11 protein-coding genes are annotated in these 12027 nt (G+C 63.7%); 10 read left to right on the top strand and 1 reads right to left on the bottom strand.

Annotated features, from left to right (window positions below; translation table 11 throughout):
* Positions 1 to 23: 23 nt before the first annotated feature.
* Positions 24 to 932, bottom strand: coding sequence for a LysR family transcriptional regulator (locus DOM57_RS16200; RefSeq protein ID WP_110650231.1), 909 nt, complete (start codon positions 930 to 932; stop codon positions 24 to 26).
* 121 nt (positions 933 to 1053) lie between these two features.
* Here DOM57_RS16200 and DOM57_RS16195 point away from each other — a divergent pair, with 121 nt between their 5' ends.
* The 10 genes from DOM57_RS16195 (at position 1054) to DOM57_RS16150 (ending at position 11956) form a co-directional block, all read left to right on the top strand.
* The gene (locus DOM57_RS16195) at positions 1054 to 2034 is read left to right on the top strand and encodes a TDT family transporter (RefSeq protein WP_110650230.1); all 981 of its coding nucleotides are present in this window, start codon (positions 1054 to 1056) and stop codon (positions 2032 to 2034) included.
* A 57-nt stretch (positions 2035 to 2091) separates the two neighbouring features.
* Positions 2092 to 3180 (top strand): serine hydrolase domain-containing protein, encoded by a 1089-nt coding sequence (locus DOM57_RS16190; RefSeq protein ID WP_110650229.1) that lies wholly within the window; start codon positions 2092 to 2094, stop codon positions 3178 to 3180.
* Positions 3161 to 4774 carry a gamma-glutamyltransferase family protein gene (locus tag DOM57_RS16185; protein ID WP_110650228.1) on the top strand — a complete coding sequence of 538 codons (1614 nt, stop codon included), beginning with the start codon at positions 3161 to 3163 and terminating at the stop codon, positions 4772 to 4774. The genes DOM57_RS16190 and DOM57_RS16185 overlap by 20 nt, the downstream gene beginning before the upstream one ends.
* A 34-nt stretch (positions 4775 to 4808) precedes the next feature.
* Positions 4809 to 5741, top strand: coding sequence for a 2-hydroxyacid dehydrogenase (locus DOM57_RS16180; protein ID WP_110650227.1), 933 nt, complete (start codon positions 4809 to 4811; stop codon positions 5739 to 5741).
* A gap of 122 nt (positions 5742 to 5863) precedes the next feature.
* On the top strand, positions 5864 to 6631 hold the full coding sequence (locus tag DOM57_RS16175) for an isochorismatase family protein (RefSeq protein WP_110650226.1): 768 nt from the start codon (positions 5864 to 5866) through the stop codon (positions 6629 to 6631).
* 198 nt (positions 6632 to 6829) lie between these two features.
* Complete coding sequence (locus DOM57_RS16170; protein ID WP_110650225.1) at positions 6830 to 7663, top strand: ABC transporter ATP-binding protein; 834 nt, start codon at positions 6830 to 6832, stop codon at positions 7661 to 7663.
* Positions 7660 to 8490, top strand: coding sequence for an ABC transporter permease (locus DOM57_RS16165; protein WP_239496274.1), 831 nt, complete (start codon positions 7660 to 7662; stop codon positions 8488 to 8490). Before DOM57_RS16170 ends, DOM57_RS16165 begins: the two co-directional genes overlap by 4 nt.
* Positions 8491 to 8561: 71 nt before the next feature.
* The gene (locus tag DOM57_RS16160; protein WP_110650224.1) at positions 8562 to 9557 is read left to right on the top strand and encodes an ABC transporter substrate-binding protein; all 996 of its coding nucleotides are present in this window, start codon (positions 8562 to 8564) and stop codon (positions 9555 to 9557) included.
* Positions 9558 to 9665: 108 nt separating this feature from the next.
* Positions 9666 to 11033 carry an amidase gene (locus DOM57_RS16155; protein ID WP_110650223.1) on the top strand — a complete coding sequence of 456 codons (1368 nt, stop codon included), beginning with the start codon at positions 9666 to 9668 and terminating at the stop codon, positions 11031 to 11033.
* Between the two features lie 149 nt (positions 11034 to 11182).
* Positions 11183 to 11956 carry an HAD-IIA family hydrolase gene (locus DOM57_RS16150; protein ID WP_239496273.1) on the top strand — a complete coding sequence of 258 codons (774 nt, stop codon included), beginning with the start codon at positions 11183 to 11185 and terminating at the stop codon, positions 11954 to 11956.
* The last annotated feature ends 71 nt before the right edge of the window (positions 11957 to 12027 follow it).

The raw sequence follows: 12027 nt of genomic DNA, 5'->3' as shown, positions 1-12027 counted from the left end.
TCAGGCCATTGCCCACCACTCCCTCAGGCCGCGCCGATCGGCCGGGCGTCGTCGTACTGCCGGCAGAACTCGAGAAAGCGCTCGATCAGCGGGCTGCGATACTTGTCACGGTGCAGCACCAGGCTGAACTCGCGCGTCATCTCCCAACCCAGGCCGATCTCGACCAGGCGGCCGTCGCGCAAGGCATGGCGCGCTTCGAGCTCGGACAAGCAGGTCAACCCCAACCCCACCGCCGCGGCATTGATGATCGCCTCGGCGGAATTGATCTCCAGTCCCAGTCGCCACTGCGGCAGTCGCGGCGCGATGAAGCGCATGAACTGCTCGCGTGTGCCCGAGCCCGGCTCGCGCAGCAACCATTCGTGCTCGGCCAGTTCGTCGATCTCGACGGCCTGGCGGCCCGCCAGTGGGTGATCCGCCGAAGCGGCCACCAGCATGCGGTCGTGACGCCAGGGAATGACGTGAAACCGCTCGTCGGCGACACGCCCTTCGATCATTCCCAGGTCGAGATCGAACGATTCCAGCGCATGGCAGATAGCCGCGCTGTTGGCAATGGTGACCTGTTGCTGGCGGTGTCCGGTCTGCTCGCGAAAGGCCCGTAGCAGCCAGGGCAGTAGTTGATGACCAATGGTGTAACTGGCGCCGATATGCAGATGGCCGCCCAGTGCCGCATCGTCGAACAGTTGCGAGATGACGTCGCCCCGCGCCAGCAGTTCATCCGCCAGCGGCAACAGGCGCCGGCCGTGGTCGTTGAGATAGAGACGGTTGCGGTGGCGATCGAACAGGGCATGGCCGCACTGCTTCTCCAGCTCGCCCAGGGCGATGCTCACCGCGGGTTTGCTCAGGAACAGGCGCTGCGCCGCCGTGGTCAAGGTGCGTTCGCGGGCGACGGCGACGAAAACTTCGAGTTGGCGGAACGTCACGGATCTCGGCATCGGCTTCCGGCACCTCATCAATGAATCGTTAAATATAATAAAACTAAATGTGAAAAAAGTTAAAATATAACGATAGCGCAAAATGCCATAAGGTAAAGCCACTCCGTCAGAGGGCATATCCATGGCCACCACCTTGTTCCAGCGATTGCAGCACGCTCCGACACCCATGGCCGGGTTGGCGCTGGGCATTTCCAGCCTGGGCTGGTGTTGGGAAAGCTTCGCCCCGCTCGGCGGTCTTGCCCAGCTCACCGGAGCCGCCCTGGGTGGCGCACTGCTGCTGATTCTGTGCGCCAAGTTCCTGCTTCACCCGCGTCTGCTGTGGGCCGACCTGGCGCACCCGGTGGTCGGCAGCGTGGTGCCGACCTTCGCCATGGCCAGCATGGTGGTCTCCAAGGCAGTGGGCGAATGGCTCTCGATGAACTTCGGCATTGCGCTGTGGCTGGCGGCGGTGGCGCTGCACCTGGTCTTTCTCACCGCGTTCGTCATCCACCGCATTCGCAAGTTCGAGCTTCACCACATGGTGCCGGCATGGTTCGTGCCACCCGTGGGCATCATCGTCGCCGACGTCGCCTTCCCGGGCGTGGCTTCCCTGCATTCGCTGGCCATCGGCCTGCTCTACTTCGGCATGCTGCTCTACGCCGTGCTGCTGCCGGTGATGATCTACCGGCTGATCTTCGCACCCGAGATCCCCGATCCGGCCAAGCCGACCATCGCCATCATGGCGGCCCCGGCCAGCCTGTCGCTCGCCGGCTATCTCAGCGTGGTGGCCGAGCCGTCACCGCTGCTGGTGGCCCTGCTGGGCGGCATCGCGGTGCTGATGACGCTGATCATCTACCTGGCCTTCTTCAAGCTGCTGCGGCTGCCCTACAGTCCGGGCTACGCCGCCTTCACCTTCCCGATGGTGATCGGCGCCACGGCACTGGCGAAGACCGCCGTCTGGATGCAGACCCAAGGCTTCCGGCCGCACGACATCGCCATCGTCCACGGCCTGGCAACGTTCGAAGTGATCGTCGCCAGCGTCATCGTCGGCTACGTCGCCTTGCGCTACCTCGGCTTCTACCTTCATGCCTGGCGCGGGATGGAACCGATGCGCGCGGCCTGACGTCGAGCCCTCGGCACGGCTTGGAAGAATCCCGCGGCATGGCTCACACTGAAGCCCATGCCAATTTCCTCCAGCACTTCCCTCTCGACATTCGCCGCCGGCTCCGTCTGGCGGCGAGTCTGTGCCGGACTGCTATTGGCGATACCGCTGGTCGCGCCGGCCGCTTCGCTTCCGGATGCGACGCGCGACGAGGTCATCGAACGCGCCCGCGAACTGACCCGCAGCCACACGCTGATGGTCGCGATCGATGGCGAAACGGTGATCGACGAAGGATTTCGCGGACATTCGACGGACGCCACGGCCAACATCAAGTCGCTCTCCAAGACCCTGATTTCGGCGCTGGTTGGTGCCGCGATCGACCGCGGCATCATCGCGAGCGCCGATCAGCCGGTGGTCGAGCTACTCGGCGATCGCGTCCCCAGCGATATCGATCCCCGCGTGAACCGGATCACCGTCGGCAACCTGCTGTCGATGCAGGCCGGGCTGGAACGCACCTCCGGCGCCAACTATGGCGCCTGGGTCGCCAGCAACGACTGGGTCCGTGACGCCCTGGAGCGCCCATTCGTCGCCGAGCCGGGCGGTCGCATGCTCTACTCCACCGGCAACAGCCACCTGCTCTCGGCTGCGCTGACCGAGGCCACCGGGCGCACTACGCTGGCGCTGGCGCGCGACTGGCTGGGCGATCCACTCGGCATCGCCATTCCGCCCTGGACCCGGGACCCGCAAGGCATCTACTTCGGCGGCAACGAGATGGGACTGACGCCACGAGCGTTGCTGCGCTTCGGCGAACTCTACCGTCAGCGCGGGCGCCTCGATGGCCGGGAGATACTCTCTTCCGCGTGGATCGAGACCTCCTGGCAGCCGCGCACACGCTCGTTCTTCAATGGCAACGACTACGCTTACGGCTGGTTCGTCACGGAGCTGGCCGGCGAGCCGGTCTACTACGGCTGGGGATACGGAGGACAATTACTCTACGTGGTGCCATCCCGCGCGATGACGGTGGTGATGACCTCGGACCCGACACCACCTTCCCATGGCAGCCGCTATCTTGACGATGTCGAGGCGCTGGTCGTCGAATTGATCGAGGCCACATCGACGAACCACGCAGACAGCGGGACGCAGACCCATGACACACCCCAATCGTGATATCGAGCAATGGACCCTGACCACGCCGGCCGCCCGCTCGACGCGGGGCGTGGTCGCCGCCCAGCACCGCCTGGCCGCCCGGGCCGGCGCGGCGCAACTGGACGCTGGCGGTAATGCCATCGATGCCATCGTCGCCACCGCCTATGCGCTCAACGCCGTCGAGCCGTGGATGAGCGGACTCGGCGGCGCCGGCTTCATGGTGATCTGGCTGGCCAGGGAACGGCGTGCCGTGGCGCTCGACTTCCAGGGCGTGCTGGCCGGCGATACCCGGCTCGCGGACTATCCTGCCGATCCGAAGCTGCCCATGACGCCGATGGGCTTTCCCGGCGTCATCGACAATGCCAACACCGAAGGCTACCCCTCGATTGCCGTGCCCGGCAGCGTCGCCGGGCTGGAACACGCGTTGTCGCGCTTCGGTTCGAAACCGCGCGCCGAAGTGATGGCACCGGCGATCGCCCTGGCCGAACGCGGCCTGTTCGTCGACTGGTTCACCAGCCTGCAGATCGGTGTCTGCGCCCGCGTGCTGGCGCGCGATCCGGTCTCGAGTTCGATCTATCTGCCCGGTGGCTATCCCGCCACGCCGGAAAGCCGGCTGCGCATCCCGCAACAGGCCGCCACCCTGCGCGAGATCGCCGCAGGCGGCGCCGAGACCTTTTACCGCGGAGAACTGGCCGAGAAGATCGTCGCCGATCTCCAGGCCGGCGGTTCGCGGATTTCCCGCGGCGATCTCGCCGCCTATGAGGTGTTCGAAACCACGCCGATGGCTGCCGGACATCGTGGCTTCACGCTGTACACTCCAGGCGAGACCTCGGGCGGCCTGCGCCAGCGCGAGATGCTCGAGCACACCCGGGAGACGATGCCGATTCCCCCGCAACGACCGACGCCGGAAACCTGGCTGGCCTACGCCGAAGCGCTGGAGCACTGCTGGAAACGCCACAAGATGCGCAACGGCGTGATCCCCGGGGCGGAACAGGGCGCCTGCACCTCGTCGATGTCCGCCGTCGACGCCGAGGGCAACATGGTCGCGCTCACCCATACGCTGCTCAACCGCTTCGGCTCCGGGGTCACGCTGCCTTCCACCGGGATGCTGATGAACGACAGCGTCAGCTACTTCGACCCGCGCCCCGGCTACCCCACCACCATGGCCGGCGGCAAGCGCATCAACTCGTCCAACATGTGCCCCACCGTGGGCGTCAAGGATGGTGAGGCGCGTTTCTCGGTCGGCGCTTCCGGCGGCAACCTGATCATGCCGGCGGTGACCCAGGTAGCGGCGTTGATGATGGATTTCGGCATGAGCATCGAGGAAGCCGTGCACCATCCCCGCATCGATGCCAGTTACCGGGGCTCGGTGCGGGTCGACCCGCGACTCGGCGAGACAGTGATCGCCAAGCTGGGAGAGCGATTCGAACTCGAGATCGCCCAGCAGATGGTGTTTCCCAAACTCTACGCCTGCGTGTCGGCAGTCTCGCGAAATCCCGAAACGGGTGAGTGTGTCGGCCTCAACGACCCGACCCAGCCGATCGGCGGTGGCGCCGCGCCAGCACCGTTCCAGGCGAGCCGGCTCGGCGGCGACACAGCGATCGTTCGCCCTTGACCAGAGGCGAGAAAATGGCCTCAGGAGGGCATTCATGACCATCGTCGTTTCCATTCCCGATGCCCGCAAGACCCAGTGGTGGATCGAGCAGCTCCAACCGCTGTTGCCCGGCTGGACGATCCGCTCCATCGACGATCCCGGCGATCCGCTGGAAGTCGCCTATGCCGTGGTCTGGCGGCCGGCCACGGGCGCCTTTCTGCCGTTTCCCAACCTCAAGGCAATCGTCTCGCTCGGCGCCGGCATCGATCACGTTCTCGCCGACCGCCGGCTGCCCAGGCAAGTGCCGATCATTCGCACCGTGGGTACGGATCTGACCCAGCGCATGCGCGAGTACGTGGCGCTGCACGTGCTGCGCCACCATCGCGACATGCCGACCATCGCCGCCAACCAGCGCGAACGCATGTGGAAGCCGTTGGTGCAGCCGCCGGCGACCCAACGCCGCGTCGGCGTGATGGGGCTGGGCAATCTCGGCGGCATGGCGGCGGCGACGCTCGCCGCGCTCGGCTTCGAGACGCTCGGCTGGTCGCGCACGAAACATCGGATCGAAGGCGTTGCCACCTACGCCGGCGATGACGAACTCGACGCCTTCCTCGGCCGCTGCGAGATCCTGGTCTGTCTGTTGCCGCTGACTCCGGCCACCACGGGCATCCTCGACGCCGGGCTGTTCGCCAGGCTGCCGCGTGGCGCCAGTCTGATCAACGCCGGTCGCGGCCCGCATCTGAATGACGACGACCTGCTCGCCGCGCTGGAAAGCGGTCAATTGAGTCATGCCACGCTGGACGTGTTCCACATCGAGCCGCTGCCGGCCGAGCATCCGTTCTGGTCGCATCCACGCATCACGGTGACACCGCACATCGCCTCGCTGATCGATCCCGCCACCGGCAGCCGCATCGTCGCCGCCAACATCGAGCGCTTCGAGGCCACCGGCACGGTCGACGACCTGGCCGACACCGAGCGGGGCTACTAGCCTATCGTCCGCTGCGATGACGCCTTCAGCTCGGCGTGCCAATTAGTCGTACGTTTTCAATCGTCCCATGGCACTATGCGAGGCATCATCAGGCCAATGACCATCGACTCACCGGACACCTCATGCATGACAACAAGCCCGCCACGATCTCGGAAGTCGCGAAAATACTTGGTTTGTCACCCAGCACGCTGCGTCGTATGGAAGTGGAAGGGGGGCTCACCCGCTACGGCCTGACGGTAATCTACACACCTGGGGGACAGCGTCGATATCTGTTCAATCCCACGCGCCGCCTATATTCCCAGCAGGGCTTCTCGGCACCGCTCGCTTTTGGCCGGAGGCCAGCGCTGCTGATTCGCGACTTGACCATAGGCTTCTGCGCCGCCGAAAGCCAGCTATGCGTCCAACTCGACGATCAACTTGCCGCGACCCGCACCCTGATCGAAACCTTCGCCGCCCACGGCCATCCGGTGATATTCAGCCGCACGATCTACGACCCCGCCCACGCCTTTTCGGCACTCTGGGGCGAGAAATTTCCGGCCATGCGCATCCTTGAGGCGGAGTCACACTGGACCCGGAAGCATGACGCCCTCGCGAACTACGCCTACGACCTGGAACTCAGTACTTACTACGTCTCGGATCTGAAGGCATCCAAGCTGGAAGCATTTCTGGACCGAAATCGGATCGACACCGTGGTCCTGGCGGGAGTTACCACCAGCGGCAGCATACGCACCAATGCCATCGACCTGTTCCAGAGCGGCCGCCGGACGGTAATTCCCAGCGAGGCCGTCGCCGACCGCACACGGCCGCTGCAGGACTTCACCTTGCTTGACCTCAATTCTCGTTACGCCGAAGTCACCACGCTCTCTCGCACGCTGGCCGAATTAGCGTAAAGCGGTTGACAGCCGCCTGAGGAAAGGCGTAATGATAATAACGCTTGGTAAGTTTGGTAGGTTTTACCAGACGCGCATCGAACCGCGACAATCTCACGATCGCTCCCACAGGACGGTCACATAAGATCGCGGCCATGAGCCTACGCCAGCCAGAACTCCGACAAGACGAACAAACACAAACCGTCAGGAGCCATGGCAATGACCCTCTCCACGCCACTGCGCGAAACCGCGGCGATACCCAGCGTCGGCGCTGACGTCGCGATCGCCCTGGATCATGTCGAAAAGCACTTCGAGGACAAGCAGGGCAATCCGATCCCGGTGATCCGTGACATTACCCTGGATATTCGGGAGCACGAGTTCATCAGCATCGTCGGGCCCAGCGGCTGCGGCAAGAGCACGATGTTCAACATCATCGCCAACCTGCTCGAACCCAGCGCCGGCAGCATCACCCTGCGCGGCAGCCACCCGATCCGTGGCGCCCACATCGGCTACATGCTGCAGCGCGATCTGCTGTTCCCCTGGAGGACCATACTGGAGAACGTCGCTCTCGGACTCGAGGTGGCCGGTGTTCCCCGCGCCAGACGTCTGGCGATGTCCCGCGAGCATCTGGAGCGCTACAACCTGGCGGATTTCGCCGACGCCTACCCACATACGCTGTCCGGCGGCATGCGCCAACGGGTGGCGCTGATTCGCACCCTGATCACCGATCCCGATGTGATCCTGCTCGACGAACCGTTCTCGGCGCTCGACTACCAGACCCGACTGGTGCTGGAAGAGGAGATCCTGTCAATCCTCAAGTCGTTCGACAAGACGGTGGTGCTGATCACCCACGACATTGGCGAGGCAATCGCAATGTCGGATCGCGTCGCGGTCATGACCCAGCGTCCGACCTCAGTCAAGCGACTCTACGAGGTCGGCCTGTCGCGCCGACTGGGCTCCTGTCTCAAGGCCCGCAGCGATCCCCGATACCAGACTCTGTTCGACCAGATCTGGGCCGATCTCGACATTCAGATGGGAGGGCCGGCATCGTGAGCACGGCATCGCTCTATACCAGGCGTATCGAAGTTTCGGCCGACGAGACCAAACCCAGGAAGCACCAGGATCATCATCTATGGAAGGAGAACCTATGGCGGCTGGCCATCGTCGCGGTACTGATCGTCGCCTGGCAGTTCGCGGTCGACTTCGGCTGGGTCAACGCCTTCCTGATGGGCTCGCCCGGAGGCATTGCCATCGAAGCTTGGCGCCAGTTGCAAAGCGGGCAATTACTCAGCGACACCTGGACCACGCTCTACGCCACCATCGTCGGTTTCCTGCTGGGTAGTATCGGCGGCTCGATGGCCGGCCTGCTGCTGTGGTATTCGCGCCATGTCGCCCGCATCATCGATCCCTTCGTGGTCGCCCTCAACGGGCTGCCCAAGATCTCGCTGGCACCGATGATCATTATCTGGTTCGGCTCGGGCATGCTGTCCAAGGTGGCACTGGCGTTCATCGCCACCTTCATCGTCGCGTTGCTGAGCGCCTACCAAGGTACTCACCAGATCGATGCCAACCTGGTCAACCTGATGCGCTCATTGGGCGCCACCAAGCGTCAGATCTTCCTCAAGGTAGTTGTCCCCGCGACCCTGCCGTGGATCATCTCCGCCTTCCGCCTCAACATCGGCTTTGCCCTGATCGCCGAGATCGGCGGCGAGTTCATCGCCTCGGACAAGGGGCTCGGCCGCTCGATATTCGTTGCCGGCAACCTGTTCAACCTGAACGCGGTATGGGTTGGCGTGCTGACCCTGATGCTCGTCGCCATTGCACTCTATCTCGTGGTATCCAGGATCGAAAGACACCTGCTGCCTTGGGAGAGTCGCTGATCCGTTATCGACTTCACCGTGTATCCCGCGCCGAACAATCTCCTCCACAAGTCCAACAAAGGAAGTGAACTATGAAAGCGTCTCGTCTCCTCGCCCTACCCCTGCTGCTCTGCAGCTTGAGCTGGCTGCCTGCCACCCAAGCCGCTGATGGCGATCCGGATACCATCCTGGTCACCGAGGCCTTCCACAGTCTGCTCTACTTGCCGGTCTATGTGGCCCGTCACGAAGGTATTTTCGCCGCCCACGGCATCGATGTACCAGTAGTGCGCTCGGCGGGATCGGGTCCCACCGCACTGGCCTCGGTGTTGGCCGGCGAGGCGCAGTTCTCGGTTCATGGCCCAGAGCATGTCGGCTTCGCTCAGGAAAAAGGCGGTCATGCCAAGGCCGTCAGCGCCGTCGCCAACAGCGCTCCGGTGTGGGCGCTGGCCAAGCCCGAATTCGAGTACGACGGCCCAGCCGATCTGAAAGGCAAGACGGTGGCCGTCGGTCTGGCCCCGGGGACCTCCAACACGCTGCTGAAGCGCCTGCTGGCCGACAACGACCTGACCTATCAAGGTGATGTACATGTCTCCGAAGTGCAGAACGGTTCGGAGCTCGGGCCGGTGCTGGCGGGGCGTGCCGATGTCGCCGTGGTCTATCAGCCACAGGCCGAGCAGGGCATCTCCCAGGGCCTGAAGATCATTCATGACTACACCCAGGATTATCCCGAGTATGCCTTCTCGACCATCAACACCTCGCAGTCGCTGATCGATGATGATCCTGGTCTGGTCCAACGCTTTGTCAGTTCGATCAACGAATCCCTGCACTTGATCCACGACGATCCGGAAACAGCCATGGCGGTCGCCCGAGAAGAGTTCGCCAGTCTGGACGGGGATACTGTCGATGACGCCGTGCAACGCATGATCGATCGCAATGTCTACCCCCCCAACGTCACGATCACTCAGCAAGCCTTCGATAATGCCATCGACATGCAGAAGTTCGTCGGCAATATCACCGGCGACATGGTCTATGACGACATCGTCGATCCCAGTTTCGCCGAGACCGCTCTTGAGGAGAACGCCCAGTGACCCTTGCAGAGGCCATTGCCCAAGTCCGGGCCGCGTCCATCGACGCGGCCACCGTACCGCTGTTCGGTCCCAAGGGAGCCTGCCCCACCGACCAGGAAGCCCAACATCATGAATGATCATGTGCCTGAACCACGTTCCATCGTCGAGGCCCACCGCCTGCTGTGTCGGCGCGAGATCAGTCCCAGCGAACTGCTCGAGGAGTCTCTCACCCGACTGACACGTCTGGAGCCTCATGTTCACGCCTGGGTAACTTACGATATCGAGAGCGCCCGCCGCCAGGCGCTGGCGCTGGACGCACGCCTGTCGCGTACACAGGAATTGCCGCCCCTGTTCGCGATTCCTTATGGAGCCAAGGACATTTTCCATACCCGGGACTTTCCGACCGAAGCCGGCTCCCGGGTACTGCAGGGCTTTCGCAGCGAAGACGACGCCACCGCGGTGGAGCGCCTGGCGGCCCAGGATGCAATCCTAATCGGCAAGACGACGACCACCGAATTCGCCAACTGGGGCACGCCCCCGCCCACCGTCAACCCCTGGCGTGACGGCCATACACCGGGCGGCTCCAGTAGCGGTTCGGCAGCCGCGGTCGCCGCCGGCATGGTCATGACCGCGCTCGGCACGCAGACTGCTGGGTCGCTATCGCGCCCCGCCGCCTACAATGGACTGACCGTGCTAAAGGCCAGTTATGGGCGAATCAGCAAGGCCGGAGTGATCCCCGCCAGTTGGAGCCTGGACCACGTCGGCGCCTTTACCCGCAGCGTCGAGGACAGCCTGCTGGTTTATCAGGCGCTAGCAGGGCCGGATCCGCGTGACGAGACCACCTGGACGCTGCCCGCTCAATCGTTGTCGCTGCAGGGCGAGATCGCGGGTCAAACCATCGGCTGGCTGCAGCATCCGCACTTCGCCACCGAGGACGGCGATGTCGTTGCGGCGCTCGATGACGCCCGGCGAACGCTGGAAACGCTGGGCGTACGCTGTATCGATATTGCGCCGCCGCCAGGGTTCGAGGACGCTGTTGCAGCACAGCAGATCGTCATGCAGGCCGAAACGACCAATTTCCATGCAGATCGCTACCATCAGCACCCGCAGCGCTACGGCGAATACCTGCAGGCATTCATCTCCGAGGGGCTCACTATATCCGCCAACGACTACCTGCGGGCCCAGCGCGTCCGCCAGCAGTATCGCCAGGTCTTCGCCAGCTTATACGACGAAATCGATCTGCTGATGACCCCAGCCGCACCCACGACGGCGCCTCTGGGACTGCATGCGACCGGGTCACCAGCCTTCAATCTGCCGTTCACCAATCTGGGCGTGCCGACACTCGTCCTCCCGGTAGGTCTGAGCACCGACACGCAGCTTCCGGTCGGGATGCAGTTGATCGCTCCCAGCCTGGAGGAACAACGTCTGATTCATGTCGGCCACCGTTATCAGCAGGAGACCGATTGGCATCGACGTTGGGCTCCGAACGTGATTTGAGACGCGACGAGAAGCTGCTCCATTAACCATCGTCTCCGAGAGTCGGCGACCACAACTTGCTACACTGGCCATGCGACCCGGCGCGTTGAGTCATTACGCCCAAGCGCCGCAAGACTTCAAGGGATTCCATGGCTAGGAGACGCAGGCGCGTGAGCAAACGCAACATCAAATCTTGGCTGACCGACATGGACGGCGTGCTGGTCCATGAAGACAAGGCACTGCCCGGCGCGGCGGAGCTGATCCAGCAGTGGCGGGAGCGGGAGATTCCGTTTCTGGTGCTGACCAACAACTCGATCTTCACACCTCGAGATCTGAGCGCTCGCCTGCACCACAGCGGCCTGGAAGTTCCCGAGGACAAGATCTGGACCTCGGCGCTGGCCACCGCCGCTTTTCTGCGCGACCAGGCGCCGGGGGGTTCGGCGTTCGTCATCGGCGAGGCGGGGCTGACCACCGCGATTCACGAAGCCGGTTTCATCATGACCGATACCGCCCCTGACTACGTGGTGCTGGGCGAGACCCGTTCCTACTCGTTCGAGGCGATCACCAAGGCGATCCGGCTGATCAACAAGGGCGCGCGCTTCATCGCCACCAACCCGGATGCCACCGGCCCCAGCGCCGAGGGCGCACTACCCGCGACGGGGGCGGTAGCCGCGCTGATCACCCGTGCCACCGGGCGCACGCCCTACGTGGTCGGCAAGCCCAATCCGATGATGTTCCGCTCGGCGCTGAACAAGCTCGGCGTGCATTCCGACGGCACCGGCATGATCGGCGACCGCATGGATACCGATATCGTCGCCGGCATCGAGGCGGGCATGCATACGGTGCTGGTGCTGAGCGGCATCGCCGATCAGACCGAGATCGAGCGCTACCCGTTCCGGCCCAAGGAAGTGTTGAAGTCGGTTGCCGAGCTGGTCGAGAAGTAAAATGCCGGTAGTCGGTCGGGGCTTGGAACTTGCATGAATTCATCAAAATGATGCTAAGATTACATCAAATA

The organism is Salinicola peritrichatus (assembly GCF_003206715.1).
GTDB classification, from domain to species: Bacteria; Pseudomonadota; Gammaproteobacteria; order Pseudomonadales; family Halomonadaceae; genus Salinicola; species Salinicola peritrichatus.
Note: the sequence above shows the minus strand (reverse complement) of the source record. Positions and strands in the feature narration are given on the sequence as shown.